The sequence below is a fragment of the Paraburkholderia sp. D15 genome (assembly GCF_029910215.1).
Classification (GTDB): Bacteria; Pseudomonadota; Gammaproteobacteria; order Burkholderiales; family Burkholderiaceae; genus Paraburkholderia.
On sequence record NZ_CP110396.1, the window covers coordinates 2,359,814 to 2,383,574 of the forward strand.

Below are 23,761 nucleotides of genomic sequence, written 5' to 3' on the forward strand. Positions count from 1 at the left end.
TCCTAATCGTCTGGAAACAGCGGAGGGAGTAACAATGCTGTCGCGAATCCGGGGATGGGCGGCATCATCCAGCGGCGCGCGCGGCCTTGGCCAACCGATTGAACCTTGCCGGCCGCGGCCAGCGAATCCAGCGCGCGTTGGATCGTGCGTTGGCTCGCGTCGAGTGCGAGAGCGAGTGCCGAGCTGGCCCACGATTCGCCGTCGGCGAGGCAGGCGAGCAGCGCCGCGTGTCGTTCGTCGACTGGCGGCGCGAGTACGGCAACCTTGGTGGTCACGTTAGTGGCCACATCAGCGGCGACTTTCACGGCCACGCGAGCGGCCGCCGCGTTACCGCGATCGCGCGGTGCGAGCGCGAAGCCGCGCGGGGTCGCGCGAACGCCGGCCAACGGCACGAGCAACGCGCGCAAGCGCCCGATCTCCACCCGCAGACGCGCGCGCTGCGATTCGTCCGCGTGCTTCGCCCTGAATGCGCGCGCGACCAGCGTATCGCGCGACACGTCGGCGGGCCACGCTTCGGCCAGCGTGCGGGCAAGGGTGAAGAGTACTGGCCGGCTGGCGAGTGAAATCGTGGTATCCGCGGCGTGCACGACGCGACGGCATGCGTCCACCACCAGCACGTTCGAGGCGAGTAGCGCTTCGATGTCGTCGAGCAACAGTTCGCGTGTTTGGCCTGGTGTTTTGCCTGGCGTTTGGCCTTGCGTTTCGCCATGCATCAGCAGATGCGCGGCCGGCGTATTCAACATCGAGGCCGCGCCGTCGACTTCCGCGAGCAGGGCCGGAATGCGTGAGAGACGAGCGGCCTGCGCGGCGCGCGCGAGGGTGTGGCGTGCGGCCGTGGCCTGCCAGCGGCGCAGCGCGATGCCGACGCTCATCAGTTCGTGGACAGTGCGCAACGGCGGCGGCAACAGCGTGGGATCGAGCCTGGCGAGCGCGCGTTCGGCGTCGTCGAGTCGGCCGGTGAGCACGAGGCGGCGCACGTCGAGATAACGCGCGTGCGCGGCATTCAAGCGGTCGCCGTGCGCTTCGAGCGTGGCGCGCGCGGCGTCGAGCGTGTTGACGGGCCAGCGCAGATCGCGCGATGCGAGCGCGATTTCCGCTTCGGCCAGCACGCAACGCGCGCGGGCCAGCGGCGCGCGCGGACCGAATGCGCGCGCCGCGCTGCGTACCAGCGCGCGCGCCCGCGGCAGGTCGCCGAGTTGCGCCATGGCGATGCCGCGCAGCGCGAGCGAAGGCGCGTCGTCGCGCAACGCGACGTGATTCAGCGCGCCGAACGGATCGCCCGCCGCGAGCGCGCGTGCCGCGGCGGTGACTAGTGCATCCATGGCCACTCCGATTCGCGCCACACTTGTCACTCCCCTCGTTCGACGGTGGAGGACTAATCTAGCACGACCGACAACCGCCTCGCCGGCCGGACTCGTCGGACTAATGGACTCGCCGGACTCATCGAAGCGTCCGCGCACATCACGCGTCCATCCGCACCCACGGCACAGGCAATCCCAAGGAGAGAGACATGACGACATCCCATCCAACCGGCACGCGCGAAGCATGGCTGAAGGCGCGGCTCAAGCTGCTCGACGCGGAAAAGGCGTTCACCCGTCAAGGCGACGAACTGGTGCGGCAACGGCAGGCGTTGCCGTGGGTCCGCATCGACAAGCACTATCAGTTCGATACCGAGCAGGGCAGCGCGACGCTCGCCGAGCTGTTTCGCGGCCGCTCGCAATTGCTCGTCTACCACTTCATGTTCGGGCCGGACTACAAGGCGGGCTGCCCGTCGTGTTCGTCGATCGCGGACGGCTTCGACGGTGTCGTCGTGCATCTGGCGAATCATGATGTGACGTTGTGCGCGATCTCGCGCGCGCCGCTCGCGAAACTGCTCGCGTATCGGGAGCGGATGGGCTGGACGTTCCCGTGGGCGTCGTCGCATGGCAGCGACTTCAACTTCGATTTCAACATCTCGTTCACGGATGCCGAGCAGCGCGAAGGACGCGTCGAATACAACTACCAGCGCGGCGGCCATGCGATGGACGAGGCGCAGGTGCCCGAACCCGTCGCGCAGTTCGCGGCGACGTGCGGCACCGATCCGGCGACGTACACGCAGGATCGTCCGGGAATCAGCGCGTTCGTGCTGGAGGACGGCGTCGTCTATCACACGTATTCGGCTTACGCGCGCGGCGTGGATGGCATCTGGGCGATGTATCAGTGGCTCGATCGCGCGCCGAAGGGACGTAACGAAACGGGCGTGTGGTGGAAGCGGCACGATGAGTACGCGGCGGCGCGCTGAGGTGCGTCGTGACTGCCGCGCGCCTGGGTCGGGGGGACGGCGATCGCCTGTTCCTGGTCGTAGTCGCCGCGTTATTCGTGGTCAGCGTGACGGCGACGATCGTCATGTGCGTTTCGATGTCCCTATCGCCGTCCACCACGGCGATGGACCCGATGCCCATGTCGATGCCGATGCCCGGCGGCTGGACGATGTCCGCACTGTGGCGGCCGATGTGCGGGCAAACGTGGGCGGGCGTCGCGGCGTCGTTCATCGGCATGTGGACCGTGATGACGATGGCGATGATGCTGCCGTCGCTGACGCCGATGTTGTGGCGTTACCGGCGGGCGTTGACACAGAGCGCGGCGGCTTCGCGCATCATCGGCCCGAGGCGGATCGATAGCCTCGTCGCACTCGCCGGCGCCGGTTACTTCGCCGTCTGGATCGCATTGGGTGGCGTGGTCTTCGCGGCGGGCGTCGCGCTGACCGCGCTGGCAATGCGCCATGCCGCGCTGTCGCGCGGCGTGCCGTTCGCGGCCGGCATCGTCGTTCTCGCGGCCGGCGCGTTGCAATTCAGCCGATGGAAGGCGCGGCGTCTGGCGTGCTGCCGGCACGCATCGGATCGCGCGCCGCCCGCGTCCGTCTCAGCCGGGCCATCCGTCGCTTCGGCCGACGCGCGCTCGGCGTGGCGGCACGGCGTGCGTCTTGGTCTGCATTGCTGCGACTGCTGCGCCGGCTTCACCGCGATTTTGCTGGTGAGCGGCGTGATGGACTGGCGCGTGATGGCCGCCGTGACGCTGGCGATTTCCGCCGAACGCCTGCTGCCTCGCGGCGAACGTATCGCGTGGGCGAGCGGTGTGGTGGCGGTCGGGGTGGGAGTGCTGAGCGTCGCGCAAGCAGCGGGCCTGGGGTGACGAAGGGCGAGACAAAGCGCCCCGTCGAGGCGAAGGCGAAGGCCCTCACCAGCCTCCCGTCTCCGGAATCGAATCCACCGATCCCGTCGCCAACGCCAGCGCCGCGGCGGCCGACAGCGCGCCGCTATAACTGTCCGCGTCCGCATTGCGCGCCGCCAGCAACTGGTTCTGCGCGAGCAGCGCGTCCGTGACCGAGCCGACGCCGTGACGGTAGGCATCGAACGCGGCGTCGTAGGTGGTTTGCGCGGCGGCGAGCAGCTCCTTCGCGGCGGCGTGCGCGCTGAGGCTCGTCTGCAACGCGTTCTGCGCGGTCACGATCTGCCGCACCGCGTCCTCGCGGCTGTGGGCGAGGCGAGTCGTCGCGCTGTCGGCGTCGTTGCGCGCCTGTGCGAGTACCGCCGAGCGCAAGCCGCCGTCGTACAGCGGAATGGTCACGCCGACGATCACGCTGCCGCCGTAGTGTCCGCCGCTCAGGTTGACGGTCGGCAATTGCTGGCCGATCGCGGGCACCGCCGAGATCGACGAACTGCCGGTGTGGTACGCGCCCGATGCCGTCATGAACACCTTCGGCATGAACTCCGACTCGGCCGCCTTCACCTTCGCGAAGTTGACGCGTTCGGCCGCGTACGCGCTCAGCACGTCGGGACGCCGCGCAATCGCGGACGACACGATCTGCTCGATCGAGTCGTTCATCGCGACGGGCAGGCTGTGCTCCGGCAACGGCGCGATGGCCGGCTTCGACAGCGGCGAGATGCCCATCGCGCCGATCAGCGCGAGGTAGCCGTTGCTTTGCGCGCCTTCGGCCTGCACCAGCGCGAGCTTCGCCTGCGCGCGGTTCTGGTTGGCCTGCGCGACTTCGATCACCGTGCCGACGCCGTGCTGGTAACGCGATTGCGCGGCGGCGAGAATCGCTTCGGCGTTGTCGAGCCCCTGGCGCGTCGTGTCGATGCGGGCGCGCGCGGCCTGGTACGCATAGAACGCGGTGCTGACGTCGAAGATCACCTGCTGATGCACGGCGGTGAACCCGATGTTGGCGATCACCGAGGCCTGCGACGCCGCTTCGACGCGCGCCGCGCGTCCGCCGAAATCGAACAGCAGCCAGTTCAGCGCGATCACCGAGGTTTCGCCGTGTCCGGAGACGGACGACGACGAATCCGCGGACGGCAAGCCGTCGAGCGAGGCGGAGGACGAACCGTGCGCGCCGGCGTACTGGCCCATTGCCGCCGCCGACAGTTGCGGCAGATACGCGCTCTTCGCGATGCCGGCCGCGAGCGCCGCGTTGCGTGCGTCGTTCCACGCGATGCGCGTCAGCGGGTTGGCCGATTCCGCGAGATCGATCAGTTCCGCGAGACCGTACTGGTGCGCGGGATCGAAGGCGGGCGGCGGCGGGACAGCGGCGAGCGCGGGATTGGGTGGAAGGGTGGTGTTGCGTGTCGTGGCGGATGCCAGGGTCGATGCGCTCACGGCTGGCGAAGCGTTGGCGGGACTTGAAGCACTCGCCACACCGGAAGCGCCTGAAACGGTGGATGCGTGCGCGGCGCTCGAAGCCCCCGGCACGATCGCCCCCGTCGCGTCGGTCCGCGGTTGCCATGCATGGTCCGGACTGTCCGGCGCCATGTCGAGCGACGACGTGGCACATCCGGCCAGACCCGCCGAGGCCAGGATCGCCAGTGCGAATGGAGCGTTAAACCGGCGCATGTGTCGTGATGCCTTTCGTTGCGTCGTCGGACGCAACGGGTTCGATTTGAGTGAGACGCGCGTTGCCGAGCGTCAGCAGCGCGTCGCGGATGTCGTCGTCGACGGGTTGCAACGCGGGGCCTGGCGTCGATTCGGGCACGCCGTGCCGTCCGGCGTGTTCGAGCCACGCCTCGATCGCGCGGTCTCCCGGGCTGCGCTCCGCGAGCAGGAACATCGGCCCTTCGAGCGCGCCCAGCCCGGCCAGCGTCGCGCGGCGTGCCGCGAGCCAGTGCGGTTCGGGCCGGACCCACGACGGCTCGTAATGCATCAGCGCGAGGTCTTGCGCGAGCGCGCCGTATTGCGCCATCGCGCTCGCGGCCTGCGCACGCCGTTCGTTGCGCCGGGTCAGGGCCGCGACGCGCTGCCATTGCTGCCGCAACGAATCGAGCCCACGGTCGACACGTGTCGCGACACTCACGGGCCAGACACGCGTGAACACCAGATAGACGACCACGTTGCCGAGCAGAATGCCGATCGTGCGGTCGCGCGCGAGCGTCAGATCGAACGCGGGCGCGGCCCCCTGGATCACGCACAGGAAGAACGCGAAGGCGATCTGGAAACCCGCATACGCGATGCGCGGCGAGCCGAACGCGATCCACGCCGACAGCGCCGCGCCCACCAGCACCAGTGTCATCAAGCCGGCGATGGAGGTCAGCGCGGGCGTCACGAACACGATGGCCGCCGTGCCGATCAGCGCGCCGAGGAGACAGCCGGCGATCCGCAGCGTCATCTTCTCGACGGTTTCGGCGGTGGTGCCGAGCGACACCATGTAGACGGTGATGAAGCAGGTATGAATACCCGGCCAGTCGATCTGCGAGTAGAGCAGGTAGCAGAACATCGCCGCGACGGTGGTCTTCAACGCGTAGCGGACATGATCGGGATTGCTGAAGGCGTCCGGGAGAAAGAAGCCGCCGTGTTTGGCGGCGGACGGCGCGGGCGGCGGCGTCGGCGTCGGCGTGGCGGCCTCGGTTTCTGCCGGCGCGTGGGCGGAAGAGGCTGACGCTTGCGCCGGCGTTTGCGTCGGCGTCTGCGTTTTCACCGCAGTCGCCGCCGGCATCGCGGTCTCGCCATCGCCGTGCGCATCGACGACAGCGAACCCCGTGATCGCATCCCGCAGATTTCCGACGGCGAGCCGGGCCAGTGGCGGCAATCCCGCCGCATCCGGCAGGCTGAGTTCGATCTCGACCGGATAGCCGCCGGCATCGAGCATGCGCGCCATTTCTTCAAGCGTCCCGGCGATGGGCTGCGCGAACACCGCGGGCAATCGCGCGGACGCCTCGCGCGCCGCCAGATCCGCCGCGACCAGAAGCGCCGTGGTCGACGTCACCGCTTGCCGCAATGCGGGCACGTCGGCGCGCACCGAGGAACCGTCGACGACCGACAGCTTCAGCCATGTGCCGAGCTCGGCGTCGCCGGCGCGCAAACAGGCGGTGAGCGCCGCCCGCGCGGCATCGTCGGGTTGGACGACGGCGCGCGCCGCCGCCCGCAGCCGACGCGCCAGTTCGCGGCCGGCCAGCCGGCGCGGCGACGGCGCAAGCAGCAGATTCACGCAGATCGACACGCCCGCCGGAATCGCCACCATCAACCATGCGTACAGCAGCGCGCGTGTCGCCACTTCGCCGAACGGCACGCTGCCGAGCTTGTCGAGCGCGAAACCGACGATCATCGCGATGATCGCGCCGACCGGCCGCAGCTTGCTCGCCGAGGTCACGAACAGCAGCCCGAACGACAACCCCGCGATGCAGGCGACGCGCCACACGGGATCGTCGAGCGCGAAAATCGCGACGCCGAGCACCAGCGCGATCACCAGCGTGACCAACAGCAGCAGCGCGGTGGAGAGCAGGGTGCTCAGCACGCGGTCGGGCCGGTTCAGAAAGAACACCACGTAGGCGGAGAGCGCCGCTTCCGGCGTGCCGTAGGCGCTCGTCACGTAGACGGTCAGCGCGCAGATCAGCGCGATGCGCGCGGCCATCGCCGCGCGCCCCGGATAGGGCGCGAGCAGCTTCACGATGTCCGCGAAGCCCGGACGGCTCAGTTCAGCGGCAGGCTGCGCCATGCCGGACCTCGACGATCGCGCTGGCGCCGACCCGCACCAGCCGCGCGGCCGGCTCGTCCAGCCGCACCCGCACGGGGAAACGTTGCGCGACGCGCACCCAGTTCACCGACTGCTGGACGATCGGCAACGCGCGCGGCAGATTGATACGGTCGGTGTCCGACACGCCCGCGCCGATGCCGACCACCTTGCCGTGGATCGCCTGGCTGCGGTCGATCATCGAGTAGACGGTCGCGCAATCGCCCGGCGCGATCCGCGCCAGCGAGCCTTCGCGGAAGTTGGCGACGGCGAACCATTCGTCCGCATGCACCAGCGTGAAGATGGATTGGGTCGGCGCGACCGTTTCGCCCGCCAGCACCGAGAGGCCGGTCACGTAGCCGTTGTGCGGCGCGCGCACCACGGTGTCGTCGAGACTGTGGCGGGCCAGCGCGACCGCCGCCTCGCGCGCGTGCACGGTGGCAATGGCGTCGGCTTCGTCGCCGATGGTCTGCGCGCTCGCCTGTTTCTGCGCCTGGGCCTGTTGCAGCGACAACGCGGCGTCGCGCTGCGCGACCTGTGCCTGGTCGAGTTGCTGGGCCGGTACATAACCCTTGGCGGCGAGCGGCGTCAGGCGTTCGACGGTGCGGGTCGCCAGCGCATAGTTGTGCGCGGCCTTGCCGGTCTGGTCGCCGGCGATCGCGGCGTTCGCGCGTTCGCCGACGATCGTCTTGCGACGCGTGTCGAGCGTGGCGCGCGCCAGTTCGAGATCGGCCTCGGCCTGCGCGAGCGCGAGACGGTAGGGCACCGGGTCGATCTCGAACAGCACGTCGCCCTTCGCGACCCGCTGGTTTTCCTCGACCGCGAGCCGCACGATCCGGCCGCCCACCGGCGAGGCGACGTGCACGACGTCGGCGTCGATGGTGGCGTCGTCGGTCGAGGGGAAACGGGTGCTGCGGTCGTACGCGTAGTACGCCGCGGCGATGCCGAGCACGACGATCACGCCCGCGATCACGCGGCCCTTCAGCGAGTTTTTGTGCAAGCCGGCGATTTTCATAGGAGCTGTCCTGTTCCGGCAAGCCAGAAAAGCACCGCGACCGTCAGGCCGATGGCGACGCACACCGAAAGCTGGAACGGCACGACCTGCGCCCAGCCGGTGGCGAGAAAAACGCGGTGGGCGATCAATGCGCCGACGAGTCCGACGATCGCGCTCAACAGCCACAGCGGAAAGTAGGCGCCGGCGATTTCAAACGAGGGCGCGCCGTGCAGCGTGCATCCTTGCAAGGCGAGGCTCAGGGCGGCGGCCGCGGCTGGTAGGGCCGGCAGAGGCAGCCGCCGGTCGCGGCGCACGACCGGCTCGCGGGCACGGACGGAGTTGAGTTCGAGCGGCATGGCGGCGTGACGAAGTGGTGACTGGGTGACGTGGTGACTGGATGAAGTCGTGATTGGGTGAACGCGTGACGCAACGACGAGATCACGCGAACTTTACCAGCGACGCCGTCCGGATTCGGCTTTTTCTGTCCCTTGTTCCCGCTTGTTTCTGTTCGAACCGGGCCGGCTCGATCGCGCGTGCGGCGACGGTAAGCCGGGCGTCAGCAGACTGTTTGCCGATGCCGTTTGAAACGGCCTTCCCGCGACCCCGGCACGCCGCGATTCGACCGGTTTATGCGTAATCGCAAACCCCCCACCAGGTTTGCACAGCGACCCCGCCGGCCCTGTACTATATGGTCCACCAACCCCTTTCGGTCACGAGCGGCGGCCCATCCGGCATACGGCGGGTGCGCGGCGCGTCTGCATCGTCTTCGAGATTCTATGAACAACTTTATTCGCCCTCCTGTTCTCCATCCGGCAACGGTTGTGTTCGTGGACGACAACGACCGCTACCTCGACGCGCTGCGCCGCTTCTTTCCGGATACCTCGACCAATCTGTTCTTCGCGCGGCCGCAGACGGCGCTGGCCTTCATCCGTCAGCATGCGCGCGAGAATTCGCTGGAGTTCGCGTCGGCGTCCGCGTGTCTGAGCGAGACCGGCATCGAGCGGCTGGTCGAAACCTCGTCGGAGCGTGACATTCTCGCGCGCGCGTCGCGGTTTTCGGAGGTGGCGGCGGTCGTGGTCGATTACGACATGCCGGGCATGAGCGGCGTCGAGTTCCTGTCGTCGATCTCCAATCTGCGTTGCGCAAAAGTGCTGTTGACCGGCGTCGCCGACGAGGCCGTCGCGGTGAAGGCGTTCAATGCCGGCATCGTCGATCTGTATCTGCGCAAGACCGACGCCGATTCGGCCAACCGGCTGGTCCATTTTCTGAACGACGCCAAGAACCGGCACTGCTCGGAAGGCGGCTGGCTCGCGCTGGGCGACAACGGGCTGACGTATTGCGATCCGCGCACGCGCAAGGCGATCGACGAAGTGGTGGCCGCGCAAGGCATCGTCGAGTATTACTGGCGTCCGGAGCAGAACGCGATCTTGATGTTCGACCGCGCGGGCCAGCCGAGCGTATTTGTCGCGTGGGCCGAGCATGACTGGATCTCGCAGGGCGAGATCGTCGCCGACGAAAGCGGTCCCGTCGAATTGTTGCGGCAGATGGCCGTGCGCGAGGCGATGCCGTTGTTCTGGCCGCATCTCGCGTATCGCGGCGGTCAGCCTTTCCGCGCGCTGGCGCCGCGCAAGATTCCCGGCTGGGAAGACGCGTTTTACGGCTGGTCGCCGATCGACAGATCGGAGGTCGGGATGGATCTCGTCACGTATGCGCAGTGGCGTAAGGCCAGCGGGAGCTGAGCGCTAGTCAGCGCTACTCAATGCTACTCAATGCTACTCAGGCTTCGCGGCGCGCCGTATCGAACACCGGCGCCGCATGCGCGGCCAGAAAATCGCATACCTGCCGATGCATCGTCCGCACGCCCGGACTACTGGCCAGCGCGCGCCAGCAACCATGCACGAGGCCCGTGCCGATCCATAAACGCGCGTCGCCGCCCGCCGCCTGGATGCGCTCCACGAATACACGCGCATCGTCCCTCAGCGGATCGTGCTCGGCGCCGATCGCCAGCGTCGGCGGCAGGTTGTCGTAGCGGCTCGCTTCGAGCGGAATCGTCCAGGCCGGGTACGGCCGCTGCGCGCCCCAATACAGATCACGGAACGCGTGCACGTCGCGCAGCGTCAGCATCGGCGCGTGGGCTTCGGTGTCGCGAGCGGGCGGTTGCGGATCGGTGCCGAGCATCGGATAGACCAGCGCGATGCCGCGCACGCCTTCAACGCCTTCGTCACGCAAGCGCAACGCGACGCTTGCCGCGAGGGTGGCGCCTGCGCTGTCGCCGGCGAGCTGCAGCGTCGCGCCGCTGCTCGAATTGAACGGCAGCTGGCGTTCCAGCGCGGCCAGCGTGACGTCGAGACAATCGTCGTGCGCGGCCGGCGCGGGGTGTTCGGGGGCGAGACGGTAGTCGACCGCGATCACGTCGAGGCCGGTGTCGGCGGCGATGCGCGCGGTCACGAGCTGATGACTGTCCAGCGAGCCCAGTACGAAGCCGCCGCCGTGAAAATACAGCACGGCGCCGTGCGCCGCCTGATCGCCGCGCGCACGATGCCGGTAGAGCCGCAGTCTCAGCGCATGACCCGCGCGCGTCGTGTAACCGGCATCGCGGACGGTCAGCACATCGGGCAACGCGGGGGTGAGCGTGGCGGCGTAGCGGTCGTAGAGCGCCCGTTGCTCGGGCGGCGACAGCGCCGTGGTGTGCGCGGGGTAAACCGCCACGGCTTCATCGATGAAAGCGGCAATCTGCGGCTCGAGCATGCTGGCTCCTGTCAGGTCTTCACCGGCAAACCTATCACACGTCCCGCGTATTGTGCCTTGGGCAGCGTGGCTTGCGCATCGACGAGCGCACGCACGCGGGCTTCGATATCCGCATCGAGCGCCGCCGCGCGCGGACCGCTGGTGTCGACATGCAGCAACATCTGCTCGCCCGCCGCGACCGGTTCAGCGAGACGATCCTCGCCGTCGCCCGTGAACATCTCCAGGTAGAGATGCAGCCGCTTCGCATCGTGCGCGAGTACTCGCATGTCGACGCGAACCGGCGTGCCTTCCTTGATCTCGTGCAGATAGTTGATGTGCGCTTCGAGCGTGTAGATCGAGCGTTTGCGTGCGTGGCGGACCGCGTCGGGCAAACCGATCAGATCGATCAGCGCATCCGTCGCGAAACTGAAAATCAGCATGTAGAACGCGTCGCGCAGATGGCCGTTGTAGTCGACCCATTCGGCGCGCACGCTGTCGCGATAGCAGGGTAGGGAAGCCGGCCGTGCAGCGGGCTGCAAGGCCGGCGATGAAGCGGACTGCGCCATGAGCATTCGTCTCCAGATTTCAATCGGCCGGCTGCAGGCCGTGTCGCGCCTTCGCTTCGGCGATCGCGGCGAGCACGCTGGTGATGCAGTCGTCGCGATACCGTTCGAGCTGCTTGATCGAACGTGGTCCGACCTGTTCCGCGGTGCCGTCCACGACCCGGTCGATCAGCGCGTCGGTCAGCTTCGGCGCGACCAGTTTAGTCCATGGCAGCTCCAGCGCCGGGCCGAATTGCTGCATGAAATGGCGCATGCCCGCGTCGCCCCCGGCGAGCGTGTAGGTCAGGAACGTGCCCATGAACGACCAGCGGATGCCGGCGCCGAAGCGGATCGCGTCGTCGATCTCGCCGGTGGTCGCCACGCCTTCGTCGACCAGATGCAGTGCTTCGCGCCACAGCGCTTCGAGCAGACGGTCGGCGATGAAGCCGGGCACTTCCTTGCGCACTCGCAGCGGCCGCATCGACAGCGCGCGATAGATGGTTTGCGCGGCGTCGAGCGTGGCCGGCGCGGTGTTGGCGCCGCCGAGCACTTCGACGAGCGGCAGCAGATAGACCGGATTGAACGGATGCCCGACGATGCAGCGCTGCGGGTTCACGGCCCGCGCGTAGAAGTCGCTCGGCAGCAGGCCGGAGGTGGACGACGCGATGATCGCATCCGGTTTGGCGGCGCGGCTGATCTGCTCGTGCAGCGCCAGCTTCAGCTCCTCACGCTCGGGCGCGCTTTCCTGAATGAAATCGGCGTGCGCGACGCAGGCCTCGATCGTATCGACGAAGCGCAGGCGATCCGGCGACGCGCCCTCGGCCAGTCCGACGCGCTCCAGCGCCGGCCACGCATTCGCGATGTTCTCGCGCAACTGCTTCTCCGCCCCCGGCGCGGGGTCCCACGCGATCACGTCGAGTCCGTGCGCGAGTGCGCGCGCGACCCAGCCGCTGCCGATCACGCCCACGCCGATTGCCGCGAATGTCTTGATATCGACGATGACTGCCATTGTTGAAGATTCCTTTGCTCAGGGTTGTCGAAGTGTCGAACAATGTCGACAGCACGTGCGACGGCGGTCGCCGTTCACGCGTATTGAACTGCCGCGCGCCGCTCCAGTTGCCGCTCGCCGCGCGCGGGCAGTCCCAGCTTGCGGCGTCCCTCGGCGGGCGTCAGCGCGCGTGCGCCGAGCCGTTCGATGATTTCCACCGCGCGCCGCACCAGCGTGCCGTTGCTGGCGGGTACGCCTTTATCGAGCCAGATGTTGTCTTCGAGTCCGACCCGCACGTGGCCGCCGAGCAGCATCGCCTGCGCGACCATCGGCATCTGCATGCGGCCGATGCCGAAGCCGGCCCACTGCGCGCCGGCCGGCAGGTTGTCGGCCATCGCCTTCATCGTCGTGGTGTCGGCGGGTGCGCCCCATGGAATGCCGAGGCAGATCTGGAACAGCGGCGGCGCGTCGAGCAGACCTTCCTTCAACAACTGTTTGGCGAACCACAGGTGGCCGGTATCGAAGATTTCCAGCTCCGGCTTCACACCGAGTTCCTGAATCCGCTGCGCCCCGGCGCGCAATTGCGCGGGCGTCGATACGTAGATGTAGTCGCCGTCGCCGAAGTTGAGCGTGCCGCAGTCGAGCGTGCAGATTTCCGGCAGCAGTTCCTCGACGTGCGCCAGCCGCGTCAAGCCGCCGACTAGATCGGTGTTGGCGCCGAAGCGCATCGGATCTTCGCCGGGACCGATCTCCAGATCGCCGCCCATGCCCGCCGTCAGATTGATGATCACGTCCGTGTCCGCCGAGCGGATCCGGTCGACCACCTCGCGATACAACTGCGGATCGCGGCTGCCGCGACCGGTCTTCGGATCGCGCACGTGACAGTGCGCTACCGTGGCGCCGGCTTTCGCGGCTTCGATCGCGGCCTCGGCGATCTGTTTCGGCGTGACGGGAATGGCGGGATGCTTGCCGACGGTGTCGCCCGCGCCGGTGACCGCGCAGGTCACGATGACTTCATGGTTCATTGCGTGCTCGCTTCTGGTTGGGTGCTATCGGTGTTGTCTGCGAAAACGGCGATGCGGAAAAGCGCGTCTCAAAGCCCGAGGTACGCCTTCACCGCGGGCAAGCCGTCCTTGCCGTCGTAGGTCTTCACGCCGGCGAGCCACGCGTCGAGTACCTGCGGGTTTTTCTTCAGATAGGCTTTCGCGGCATCGGAGGGTTTTTCCTTGTTCATTACCGACTGCATCACGACGTTTTCCAGTTGCGTCGAGAAGCGCAGATTGCTGACGAGCTTGCCGGCGTTCGGGCAACGCGTCAGAAAGTCGGGCGACGTCAGCGTGTAGACGCGCGCTTCGCCGTCGTTCGGACCGAACACGCCGTCGCTGCCGCTCAGGTATTTCATGTCGATGGTGATGTTCATCGGATGCGGTTCCCAGCCGAGAAACACCACCCACTTCTTTTCGCGGATCGCGCGGTCCACCGACACCAGCATGCCCGCCTCGCTCGACTCGACCAGCTTGAAGCCGCCGAGCCCGAACTGGTTGGTCGCGATCATCTTCTGGATCGCGGCGTTCGCGCTGCTGCCGGGTTCGATGCCGTAGATCTTGCCGTCGAGCTGATCGCGATGTTTGGCGATGTCGGCGAAGGTCTTCAGGCCCGCGTCGTATTCATAGCTCGGCACCGCGAAAGTGGCCTTGGCGCCGGTCAGGTTAGGCGGTTGCAGCACATTGATCGATTTCGACTCGACGAACGGGCTGATCGCTTTTTCCTGCACCGGCCACCAGTAGCCGAGCGATACGTCGAGCTGTTTGCTCTTCAGACCCGCGAACGAGATCGGCACCGAGGCGACCGTCGTGACCGGTTGGTAGCCGAGCCCTTCGAATACGGTCGACGCCAGCGCGGTGGTCGAGGTGATGTCCGTCCAGCCGATGTCGGCGAAATGCACCGCGCGGCAGGCAGCGGGGTCTTGGGCGAAGGCCGGCGCAGCGGCGGTCATGGCCGCGGCGAAACAGGCGAGCGAGGCAAAACGGGCAAGCAAGGCGTTCAGACGTAACTTCATGAGGTTCCCCTTCCGGCAAGCGTGTTGAACGGCGGCTGATCGTAGACAGCGGTGAACAGCAATGAAAAGCAATGAAAAGCAATGAAAAGCGCTGAGCAGCACCGGCGGCGATGCATGCGCTGCACGAGTGACCTAACGTTAATGCCCCATATTCTCGCCAAAGCGACCGTCAGCGACGCGTACTTGCTTCGATGCGACCCCGAGGGAAAACCAGCATCGCGCGCGTGGGCCGTCCGCATTGCGTTGCAGCATCTTTCGCGTGGATTGTGGGCCTGTCTTTTTGGCATGTTGCCCGTCGCCGTGGTGCTTGCTACGCTCGCCCGACATCCCGCGCGCCGCCCGCGCGCGTCCCCTGATCGAGTTCGAGTCCGAGTCCGAAATCCATGCCCGAAGACATGTCGTTCCTTCTGTTGCCGGGTTTTTCTGCGCTCGGTTTCATGTCGGCGGTGGAGCCGTTGAGGGTCGCGAACCGCTTTCGCGATGCGCTGTACCGCTGGCGGATTCTGAGTGTCGACGGCGCGCCGGTGGCCGCCAGCAACGGCATCTCGATCAACGCGGATGCGGCGCTCGGCGAGGTCGACGCGACACAGACGCTGTTCGTCGTCGCGGGCTTCGAACCGCTGGCCTGCTACGACCGCGCGCTGGCCGATGCGCTTCGGCGGATCGAACGCGGCGGCGCGACGCTCGGCGGCATCGACACCGGAAGTTTCGTGCTGGCGGAAGCAGGGCTGCTGAACGGCGCGGACAGCGTGACCGTGCATTGGGAAGCGTTATCGGCGTTTCGCGAGCGCTACCCGTCGCTGGATGCGAGCCAGGAATTGTTCGAAATCGGCGCGCGGCGTATTACGTGCGCGGGCGGCACCGCCTCCATCGACATGATGCTGGACCTGATCGGCCGCAAGCATGGGGCGACGCTCGCGTCGGCGGTGTCGGAGCAGTTTGTGGTGAGCCGGATCCGGCAGCGTTCCGATCATCAGCGCATGGAAATCGCGGCGCGTTACGGCGTGCACAACCGCAAGCTCATTCAGGTGATCGGCGTGATGGAGCAGCAATATGGAAGAGCCGCTGGCGCCGGATCAGCTCGCGCGGGAGATCGGCGTGACGCGGCGGCAACTGGAGCGGCTGTTCTGCGCGTCGCTGAAGGACACGCCGACGCACTTCTATCTGCAACTGCGCCTCGCCCGAGCACGCGAGTTGCTGCAGCAGACGGACATGTCGATCACGTCGATTTGCGTCGCGTGCGGTTTCGAGTCGCCGTCGCATTTTTCGCGGACGTATCGCGCGCGTTTCGGCGCGAGCCCGAGGAGCGACCGGCAGGTATCGGGCGGCAGGAATGCGGTGGCGTCGTCGGCGCAAGAGGCCGTCGCATCGTTGGCTTTGCTTTCATCGAGCTGACGATGCGTCGTTCCGTCCGGCGTCCTTGCACGCCGCGACGGCCATTATCTCGATTTTCACAACACTCAATTCGTTGATTAGGTGTTTACCCTAGGTGATCTGGCTCCTACACTGCTTTCATCCGCTGCAGACATTCATGCCTCGCAGCGCTGAACACAACAAGCTCTGGAGGTAGTCATCATGAAATCGCTGATCGAAGCCGCTGTCATCGCCGCCCTCATCACCGCTCCGCTCGCCGCATTTGCGCAGTCGAATCAACCGGTTACCCGCGCTCAAGTGCGCGCCGAACTGATCCAGCTGGAAAAAGCCGGCTACAACCCGGCCACCGCGAACGACTACGAATACCCGGCCAACATTCAGGCCGCCGAAGCCCGCGTCGCTGCGCAGAACGCGCAAACCAGCGGTTATGGTTCGGACACGAACGGTTCGTCGCAGGCAGGTAGCCGTGCCAGCGCAACGCCGAGTTCGTACTCGGCGCCGGTTGCCAGCTACGCTCACTAAGCAGTTAGCAGACGTATCGAGCGACGGCGGCGCGAGCCGCCAGAAAAGAAAGGCCACGCTGGAGAAAATCCAGCGTGGCCTTTTTGCATGCTGCCCGCGTTCTCATCGAACGGCGAGGCAGCACGCGGAGCGTCGAATCGTCAGACCGTCAGATCGTCAGATACCGCCGAGACACAGGTATTTGATGACCACGTAGTCGTCGATTCCGTAGTGCGAACCTTCGCGGCCCAGGCCCGATTGCTTGACGCCGCCGAACGGCGCGACTTCGTTGGAAATAAGACCGGTGTTGATGCCCACCATCCCGTACTCCAGCGCTTCGGCGACGCGCCACACGCGGCCGATGTCGCGGCTGTAGAAATACGACGCGAGCCCGAACTCGGTATCGTTCGCGAGCTGGATCACTTCCTCGTCCGACGAGAAACGGAACAGCGGCGCGAGCGGCCCGAAGGTTTCGTCACGCGCGACCTTCATCGCGGGCGTGACGTCGGCGAGCACGGTCGGTTCGAAGAAGCCGTGGCCGAGCGCGTGACGCTTGCCGCCGGTGACGATGCGCGCGCCCTTCGCGAGCGCGTCCTCGATATGCGACTCGACCTTCAGCACGGCCGCTTCGTTGATCAGCGGACCTTGCGTGACGCCTTCGTCGGTACCACGCCCCACCTTCAGTTGCTCGACCGCGACACGCAGTTTTTCGGCGAACGCGTCGTACACCTTGTCGTGCACATAGAAGCGGTTCGTGCACACGCAGGTCTGACCGCTATTGCGATATTTCGACGCAATCGCGCCGGCCACCGCCGCGTCCAGATCCGCATCGTCGAACACGATGAACGGCGCATTGCCGCCGAGTTCCAGCGACACCTTCTTGACCGTCGGCGCGCACTGCGCCATCAGCAGACGGCCGACCGGCGTCGAACCCGTGAACGACAGCTTGCGCACGATCGGGTTGCCGGTCAGCTCGGCGCCGATCGCCTTCGGCTCACCGGTGACGACGTTGAACACGCCGCGCGGCACGCCCGCGCGCTCGGCCAGCACCGCCAGCGCCAGCGCGGACAGCGGCGTGGCTTCGGCCGGTTTGACGATGATCGGGCAGCCGGCCGCCAGCGCGGGACCGACCTTGCGCGTGATCATCGCCGCGGGGAAATTCCACGGCGTGATCGCCGCGCACACGCCGATCGCTTCTTTCGTCACGACGATGCGTTTGTCGCCGGCCGGCGTCGGAATCGTGTCGCCGTAGACGCGCTTGCCTTCCTCCGCGAACCATTCGAGGAACGACGCGGCGTACTGGATTTCGCCCTTGGCTTCGGCCAGCGGCTTGCCTTGTTCCGTGGTGAGGATGGCCGCCAGGTCGTCGGCGTTTTCCATCATCAGGTCGTGCCATTTGCGCAGGATCGCCGCGCGCTGCTTGGCCGTGGTGGCGCGCCATGCGGGCCACGCGGCATTCGCCGCGTCGATCGCGCGACGCGTTTCCGCCGTGCCCATGCGCGGCACCGTGGCGAGGGTTTCGCCGCTGGCGGGATTCTTCACGTCGAAGGTCGAGCCGTCGTCCGCGCCTTGCCATTCGCCCGCGATATACGCGTGGGTCTTCAGCAGCGCCGGGTCCTTCAAGGTCAACGTGGTCATGTGTTTCTCTTCCTTAAGGCTGCGGGCAGCCTTCGTTAAGCGTTCATCGCGCGGTGCGTCGCGCGTTCGCCGTGAGCGGAACGCGCGTTTCTCGTGCTGGCGTTCAAGCCGCGACGGCGACGCTTTCCTTGATCACGTCTTCGAGAATCGCCATCGCTTCGTCGAACACGGCGTCCTGAATCGTCAGCGGGAACAGGAAGCGCACCACGTTCGAGTAGACGCCGCACACCAGCAGCAGCAAGCCGCGTTCGAGCGCGCGCGTCTGCACGCGCTTGGTGAAGTCCGCGTCCGGCTCGGCGCCGCCCGGCTTGCAGAATTCCACCGCGACCATGCCGCCGGGGCCACGCACGTCGGCGATCTGCGGGACGTCGCTTTGCAGCGCGATCAGCTTCGCCTTGACGCGGTCGCCGAGCAGCGTCGCGCGTTCGCACAGCTTTTCCTCGTCGATGATGTCGAGCACCGCGTGCGCCGCCGCCACCGCCAGCGGATTGCCCGCGTAGGTGCCGCCGAGGCCGCCGGGCGCGGCTGCGTCCATTACGTCGGCGCGGCCGACCACGCCCGACAGCGGCATGCCGCCCGCGAGGCTCTTCGCGATCGTCATCAGATCGGGCACCACGTCGTAGTGGTGCATCGCGAACAGCTTGCCGGTCCGGGCGAAGCCGGTTTGCACTTCATCGGCGATCAGCAGGATGCCGTGCTCGTTGCACAGCTTGCGCAGCGCGCGCACGAACTCGGCCGGCGCCGGATAGAAGCCGCCTTCGCCTTGCACCGGTTCGAAGATGATCGCGGCCACGCGCTTCGGATCGATGTCGGCCTTGAACAGGAATTCGAGCGCCTTCAGCGAATCGGCGGTGGTCACGCCGTGCAGCGGATTCGGGAACGGTGCGTGGAACACGTCCGACGGGAACGGCCCGAAGCCGATCTTGTATGGCGCGACCTTGCCGGTCAGCGCCATGCCCATCAGCGTGCGGCCGTGGAAGCCGCCGGTGAAGGCGATCACGCCAGGACGGCCGGTCGCGGCACGGGCGATCTTGATCGCGTTTTCGACGGCTTCGGCGCCGGTCGTGAAGAACGCGGTCTTCTTCAGATGGTCGCCCGGCGCACGCGCGTTGATCTTCTCGGCCAGTTCGACGTACGACGCGTACGGCACGATCTGATACGCGGTGTGCGTGAAGTGGTCGAGCTGGTCGCGGATTGCGGCGAGGATCTTCGGATGCCGATGGCCCGTGTTGCACACGGCGATGCCCGCGGCGAAGTCGATGTAGCGGCGGCCCTCGACGTCCCACAGTTCCGCGTTCTCCGCGCGCTCGGCGTAGAAATCGCACATCACGCCGACGCCGCGCGGGGTGGCGGCGTCCTTGCGGCTCTTCAGTTCGGCATTCTTCATGGTCATCTCCAGGGCTCCTCGGTTGGGCGGACGGCCGCTCGCGTGAAAACGGATGCGCACGGCCGATACAGTCGGCTGAATACGGTTGCCACGCCCTTAGCGCAGCACATGCAGCGACTATAATGAGATTTGGCTCTTAATTTCAGAGCCATTTCAATAAAAATGTAGGAGCCAATCATGCGTGCCAGCGTTTTGTCCGACTGGCTGGCCCAGCGCCTCGACCGTGGCAATGGCCAGCCGATCTATCGCCAACTGCACCGGCTGTTGCAGCAGGCGATCCTGTCGCGCGAGTTGCCGGCGGGCGCCAAGGTGCCGTCGTCGCGTTTGCTGGCGCAGGAGCTGGGCGTCGGCCGCAATACGGTGACGCAGGTGTACGAGCAACTGGTGCTCGAAGGCTATGTGACGTCGGCGACTGGGCGCGGCACGTTCGTCGCGGATAGCGCGCCGGATGAGATCGTCGGCGCGCCGGAAGGGGGCGCGGGCGGAGGGTCTGGTGCCGGCTTTACCGGCGCCGATGCCGATGCCAGCGCCCCGGCCAGCGGTAAAGCCGGCATCAGCGGCGACCGGGCCTCCGACGGCGGCGCGCCCGATTGGCGGGACGGCTCGAGCCCGGTGTCCGGCAACGCCCAGCCAATACACCGGGAGCCAGGCCGCGAACCCGCACCGCTGCCCGCCACCCGCGCGTTGTCCACGCGCGGCGCGCGGCTGATCGCCGGCGCGGGCGTGTCGAAGCGGCAGTGGGGCGCGTTCATGCCGGGCGTGCCCGACGTCACCCGGTTTCCGGCGCGGGTATGGAGCCGGTTGCACAACAAGTATTGGCGCCGCCTGCGTCCGGATTTGCTGACCTATGCGCCAGGCGGCGGCCTCGCCTCGCTGCGCCACGCGTTGGCCGACTATCTGCGCACTTCGCGTTCGGTGCGCTGCACGCCCGAGCAGATCATCATCACGACCGGGATCCACCAGTCGGTCGACCTCGCGGTGCGGCTGCTGTCCGATCCCGGCGACCTGATCTGGACCGAAGACCCGTGCTACTGGGGCGTGCGCAGCGTGCTGCACGTGTCGGGGCTGCAATCGCGGCCGATCGCCGTGGACGCCGAGGGCATCAACCCGTCCGCCGACGATCTCGCGCATCCGCCGAAGCTGATGCTCGTCACGCCGTCGCACCAATATCCGTTGGGGATGGTGATGAGCCTCGCGCGGCGCCGGATGTTGCTCGAATACGCGCGTCAGAACCAGTGCTGGATCATCGAGGACGACTACGACAGCGAGTTCCGTTACGGCAGCCGTCCGCTGGCCTCGCTGCAAGGCCTGGATACGTCCGGTCAGGTGATTTACGTGGGCAGCTTCGGCAAGACGCTGTTTCCCGGTTTGCGCATCGGCTACCTGGTCGTGCCGGAGGCGCTCGCGGAAAGCTTCGCGACGGCGAGCGCCGAGTTGTATCGCGAAGGTCAGTTGCTGCAGCAGGCGATGCTCGCGGAGTTCATCGCCGAGGGGCATTTCACGTCGCATATCCGCAAGATGCGCACGCTTTACGGGCAGCGCCGGCAGACACTGCTGGATGCCGCGGCGCGCCGGTATGGCGACGTGCTGCCGGCGGTCGGCGGCGATGCGGGTCTGCATCTGGTGATGCAACTGCCCGAAGGCAGCGACGACCGTCGCGTGGCGAGCGCGGCGCTTGAACGCAATATCGTCGTGCGGCCGGTGTCGGGGTATTACGCGCAACCGTCGCTGGCGACTTCGGGGTTGCTGATCGGCTATGCGTGCGTGCCCGACGACGAGATCGCGCCGGCCTTCGATACGCTCGCCGACGCGATTGACGCGACGTTGCCGGAATTAGCGTGAGCGTGCGTCGATGACGGCTCGATCAAATCCGGATCAGCACCGCGCCCAGCGTCACCAGCGCGCACGCCACGATGCGCCGCGCGGTCAGCGTCTCGCGCATGAACAACCAGCCGATCAGCACCGCGAAGATCGAACTCATCTCGCGCAGCGCGGAGACCATCGCGATCGGCAGATAGCGGTAGGCCTCGATGATCAGGCAATACGCGCTCAGCGCGAGCACGCCGGCGGCAATGCCCTTGAGCACCATCGCGCGGCCGATGAAGAGTCCCTTCGCGCCGCCGCGCCAATGCCAGGCGAGCAGAAACTGCGGAATGTTCCAGATCAGATACACCCACATGATGTAGCTCAGCCCGTTGCCCGCCACCCGCGCGCCGATACCGTCGACGACCGAATACGTCGCGATGAAAAAGCCGGTGAGCAGCGCGAACGGCACGCTCTCGCCCGAGAAGCGCATGCCGCGGCGAAACGCCAGCGACACGATGCCGAGCGATACCAGCGCCACGCCGATCGCGGCCAGCGGTTTGAGCGCTTCATGCGCGAACACCAGCGCGCCGACGAACACCAGCATCGGTGACAGACCGCGCGCGATCGGATAGATCTGCCCGAAGTCGCCGCTCTTGTACGCGCGGATCAGCGCGAGCAGATAGCCGAACTCCAGTACGACGGAAGCGATGATGTACGGCCACGCGGCCGGCTCGGGCATCGGCAGCACGAGCACGCCGACCGCGCTGACGGCGATATACGGAATCGCCATCATGCCGAGCAGCCACACGCGGTCTTCGGAGAGATGCAGAAACGCGTTCCACGTGGCATGCAGCAGCGCGGAGAGAAGGACCAGCAGAACGACCAGGGATTCCATGGAAATCAGAAAAACAGAAGGGAAGGGTAGACCGCGTTCAGAGCGCTAGTCCGCGATTATTCCAGCAGAACGGATCGCGGCGGAAAAATGCGCGTGGCGTGTGGGCTGGTGTGCGACGCTCAACGTTCAACGTTCAACGTTCAGCGCTCGACCTGCGGCCACGCCGCCTGCGTTTGAATGGACGGATCGAACAACCAGTCGAGAAAGCGGCCCAGTTCGCGATCTTGCGGCGCTACGCGATACAGGCAATGAAACGGCGGCCCTTCGAGTTTGACCTCGGGAAAGAGCATCGCGAGGCGTCCCTGCCGCACGTCCTCGTCGACGATCGCGCGCGGCGCAAGTGCGATGCCGAGTCCGTTCGACGCCGCCTGCAGCAGCAGAAAGAACTGCTCGTAGAACGGACCGCCGAGCGTTTCGCCGATCTCCACGTTCGCGCAGCGGAACCAGTACTGCCACGCGTCGGGGATGCCGGCGAAATGCAGCAGACGCGCGTGGCGCAGATCGGCCGGCGTGCGCAATGCCGCGAGTTCCCGTAGGTTCGGCGAGCAGACCGGCACCGCGACATTGGCGATCAGCGGACGCGAGTCGAAACCATAACGCCGCAGATTCGGCTCGAAGCGGCGGATGATCGCGTCGTGCGATTCATCGACGAGATCGATGTTCATGTCGGCGGCCGTGACGATCTGCACGTCGATATCGGTATGCAACGCGTGGAAATGCGCGAGGCGCGGAATCATCCAGCCATGCGCGAACGACGCCGATGTATTCACGCGGATCGTCCTTCGCACGGCGGGGCCGCCCATCTGCTCGGTGGCCTCGCTGAGCCGGCCGAGGCAACTCGCGACATCCGCCAGATAATGCCGCGCGCGGGGCGTCATTTCCAGTTTGCGGCCGCGCCGTTCGAATAGTTTCTGGCCGAGATATTCCTCGAGTAAACGGATTTGCTGCGTGACCGCGCTGTGTGTCACGCACAGTTCCTCGGCCGCTTTGCTGAGACTGCCGAGACGCCCGGCGGCTTCGAAACTGCGCAAGGTATTTAAAGGAGGAAGGCGGCGCATTGAAGAGAAAGCCTTATATCCAAGTATTGCTTGTATTTCTAACAGAAACTTTCAATTGAGGATACCGGCGGCCCGCTTTTACGATAGCGCTTTCTTTATCCGGTTATCGCAATGGCATTGTCCGCGTCTTTGTCTTGGTTGTTGTCTTTGTCGTCCGCTGGATCCGGCTCGCCGTTTTTCGTGCGAACGCCGGATCGGCGGCGCTGGTTACGCCTCTGTATCGGCATGGGCGTGATCGCGACACTCGGCGCATGCGGCACGCCGGACCCGAACGAACGGGTCACCGGCTCGGGCGGTTCGCTCGTCAAATACAGTTCGGCGCAGGTGAGCGTCGATCTGACGGACAGCGAACGGACCGCGCTGGCGGGCATGCGCGATCACGCCGTAATGGGGGTGTCGCGCGACCAGGTGCTGACGGCGGTTGCCGCCGCATTGAAGGAGAGCGGCTATGCACCAGTGAATGTCGATACGGATACCGCGCTGGTCGAAGCCAGCCGCAGCGAAGTGCTGGTGGAGAAGTGGCGTCAGGTGATGCGTGGCGTGCTGAAAGCGCGCCTTGGCATGATGCCCGCCAAACCCGACCATCAGTACACGAGCGCGCTGGTGAGCGTGCGGTCCGCGCCGAACGGCAAGGGCGTGATCGTGCGGGCGCGTTTCGACAACACCGTATGGGACAGCAACGGCGACGCCCGCACCAAGACCGTCATCGCTCGCGCGGACTACGATGCATTCTTCGAGAAAATCGACGCCGCATTGCGTGGCGGCACGGCGTCGATTCAGCGGTGACTTGTCGCCAGCATCCTACGCAAACCC

Annotated in this window: 20 protein-coding genes and 1 pseudogene; 7 read left to right on the forward strand and 14 right to left on the reverse strand. The window is 66.6% G+C overall.

Going from position 1 to position 23,761, the window contains the following annotated elements:
• Window positions 1–2: 2 nt before the first annotated feature.
• Window positions 3–1,322, reverse strand: coding sequence for a helix-turn-helix domain-containing protein (locus LFL96_RS30330; RefSeq protein WP_281001580.1), 1,320 nt, complete (start codon window positions 1,320–1,322; stop codon window positions 3–5).
• Between the two features lie 188 nt (window positions 1,323–1,510).
• On the opposite strand from LFL96_RS30330, the gene LFL96_RS30335 reads away from it, so the two are divergent.
• Together LFL96_RS30335 and LFL96_RS30340 are read left to right on the forward strand one after the other, a co-directional pair.
• A complete protein-coding gene (locus LFL96_RS30335) occupies window positions 1,511–2,281 on the forward strand; it encodes a DUF899 domain-containing protein (protein ID WP_281001581.1) in 771 nt (256 codons plus the stop codon).
• 8 nt (window positions 2,282–2,289) lie between these two features.
• A complete protein-coding gene (locus LFL96_RS30340; protein WP_281001582.1) occupies window positions 2,290–3,171 on the forward strand; it encodes a DUF2182 domain-containing protein in 882 nt (293 codons plus the stop codon).
• Between the two features lie 45 nt (window positions 3,172–3,216).
• Here LFL96_RS30340 and LFL96_RS30345 read toward each other — a convergent pair whose 3' ends face one another.
• The 4 genes from LFL96_RS30345 to LFL96_RS37090 are packed head-to-tail and all read right to left on the reverse strand — an operon-like array spanning window position 3,217 to window position 8,329.
• Window positions 3,217–4,869: a TolC family protein gene (locus LFL96_RS30345; RefSeq protein WP_281001583.1), complete on the reverse strand. Its 1,653-nt coding sequence runs from the start codon at window positions 4,867–4,869 to the stop codon at window positions 3,217–3,219.
• Window positions 4,856–6,964: an FUSC family protein gene (locus LFL96_RS30350; RefSeq protein ID WP_281001584.1), complete on the reverse strand. Its 2,109-nt coding sequence runs from the start codon at window positions 6,962–6,964 to the stop codon at window positions 4,856–4,858. Before LFL96_RS30350 ends, LFL96_RS30345 begins: the two co-directional genes overlap by 14 nt.
• Window positions 6,945–7,994 (reverse strand): multidrug transporter subunit MdtN, encoded by a 1,050-nt coding sequence (gene mdtN / locus LFL96_RS30355; RefSeq protein ID WP_281001585.1) that lies wholly within the window; start codon window positions 7,992–7,994, stop codon window positions 6,945–6,947. The genes LFL96_RS30350 and mdtN overlap by 20 nt, the downstream gene beginning before the upstream one ends.
• Window positions 7,991–8,329: a hypothetical protein gene (locus LFL96_RS37090; protein WP_348638431.1), complete on the reverse strand. Its 339-nt coding sequence runs from the start codon at window positions 8,327–8,329 to the stop codon at window positions 7,991–7,993. Before LFL96_RS37090 ends, mdtN begins: the two co-directional genes overlap by 4 nt.
• 420 nt (window positions 8,330–8,749) lie before the next feature.
• On the opposite strand from LFL96_RS37090, the gene LFL96_RS30365 reads away from it, so the two are divergent.
• Complete coding sequence (locus LFL96_RS30365; protein WP_281001586.1) at window positions 8,750–9,712, forward strand: response regulator; 963 nt, start codon at window positions 8,750–8,752, stop codon at window positions 9,710–9,712.
• A gap of 37 nt (window positions 9,713–9,749) precedes the next feature.
• On the opposite strand, the gene LFL96_RS30370 is transcribed toward LFL96_RS30365, so the two are convergent.
• From LFL96_RS30370 to LFL96_RS30390, 5 genes are all read right to left on the reverse strand, one after another.
• A complete protein-coding gene (locus LFL96_RS30370; RefSeq protein ID WP_281001587.1) occupies window positions 9,750–10,721 on the reverse strand; it encodes an alpha/beta hydrolase in 972 nt (323 codons plus the stop codon).
• 11 nt (window positions 10,722–10,732) lie between these two features.
• Entirely contained in the window at window positions 10,733–11,266 is a 534-nt protein-coding gene (locus tag LFL96_RS30375) for a thioesterase family protein (RefSeq protein WP_281001588.1), read from the reverse strand.
• A gap of 19 nt (window positions 11,267–11,285) precedes the next feature.
• Window positions 11,286–12,251, reverse strand: coding sequence for an L-carnitine dehydrogenase (locus LFL96_RS30380; protein ID WP_281001589.1), 966 nt, complete (start codon window positions 12,249–12,251; stop codon window positions 11,286–11,288).
• 74 nt (window positions 12,252–12,325) lie between these two features.
• Window positions 12,326–13,255, reverse strand: coding sequence for a 3-keto-5-aminohexanoate cleavage protein (locus LFL96_RS30385; RefSeq protein WP_281001590.1), 930 nt, complete (start codon window positions 13,253–13,255; stop codon window positions 12,326–12,328).
• A gap of 68 nt (window positions 13,256–13,323) precedes the next feature.
• Window positions 13,324–14,289 carry a choline ABC transporter substrate-binding protein gene (locus tag LFL96_RS30390; protein ID WP_281001591.1) on the reverse strand — a complete coding sequence of 322 codons (966 nt, stop codon included), beginning with the start codon at window positions 14,287–14,289 and terminating at the stop codon, window positions 13,324–13,326.
• A gap of 383 nt (window positions 14,290–14,672) precedes the next feature.
• Here LFL96_RS30390 and LFL96_RS30395 point away from each other — a divergent pair.
• Window positions 14,673–15,684, forward strand: a pseudogene (locus LFL96_RS30395) (GlxA family transcriptional regulator).
• A gap of 180 nt (window positions 15,685–15,864) precedes the next feature.
• Window positions 15,865–16,185, forward strand: a complete 321-nt coding sequence (locus tag LFL96_RS30400; RefSeq protein WP_281001592.1) for a DUF4148 domain-containing protein — start codon at window positions 15,865–15,867, stop codon at window positions 16,183–16,185.
• Between the two features lie 156 nt (window positions 16,186–16,341).
• Here the strand turns inward: LFL96_RS30400 and gabD are convergent, their stop codons facing one another.
• Both gabD and LFL96_RS30410 read right to left on the reverse strand, forming a co-directional pair.
• A complete protein-coding gene (gene gabD, locus LFL96_RS30405; protein WP_281001593.1) occupies window positions 16,342–17,802 on the reverse strand; it encodes an NADP-dependent succinate-semialdehyde dehydrogenase in 1,461 nt (486 codons plus the stop codon).
• 103 nt (window positions 17,803–17,905) lie between these two features.
• Window positions 17,906–19,189: a 4-aminobutyrate--2-oxoglutarate transaminase gene (locus LFL96_RS30410; RefSeq protein ID WP_281001594.1), complete on the reverse strand. Its 1,284-nt coding sequence runs from the start codon at window positions 19,187–19,189 to the stop codon at window positions 17,906–17,908.
• A 177-nt stretch (window positions 19,190–19,366) separates the two neighbouring features.
• Between LFL96_RS30410 and LFL96_RS30415 the strand changes: the two genes are divergently transcribed.
• Complete coding sequence (locus LFL96_RS30415) at window positions 19,367–21,031, forward strand: PLP-dependent aminotransferase family protein (protein WP_281001595.1); 1,665 nt, start codon at window positions 19,367–19,369, stop codon at window positions 21,029–21,031.
• A gap of 22 nt (window positions 21,032–21,053) precedes the next feature.
• Here the strand turns inward: LFL96_RS30415 and LFL96_RS30420 are convergent, their stop codons facing one another.
• Together LFL96_RS30420 and LFL96_RS30425 are read right to left on the reverse strand one after the other, a co-directional pair.
• Window positions 21,054–21,890, reverse strand: a complete 837-nt coding sequence (locus tag LFL96_RS30420) for a DMT family transporter (RefSeq protein WP_281001596.1) — start codon at window positions 21,888–21,890, stop codon at window positions 21,054–21,056.
• Between the two features lie 140 nt (window positions 21,891–22,030).
• The gene (locus tag LFL96_RS30425; RefSeq protein ID WP_281001597.1) at window positions 22,031–22,948 is read right to left on the reverse strand and encodes a LysR substrate-binding domain-containing protein; all 918 of its coding nucleotides are present in this window, start codon (window positions 22,946–22,948) and stop codon (window positions 22,031–22,033) included.
• Between the two features lie 180 nt (window positions 22,949–23,128).
• On the opposite strand from LFL96_RS30425, the gene LFL96_RS30430 reads away from it, so the two are divergent.
• Window positions 23,129–23,734, forward strand: coding sequence for a hypothetical protein (locus tag LFL96_RS30430; protein ID WP_281001598.1), 606 nt, complete (start codon window positions 23,129–23,131; stop codon window positions 23,732–23,734).
• Window positions 23,735–23,761 lie beyond the last annotated feature (27 nt).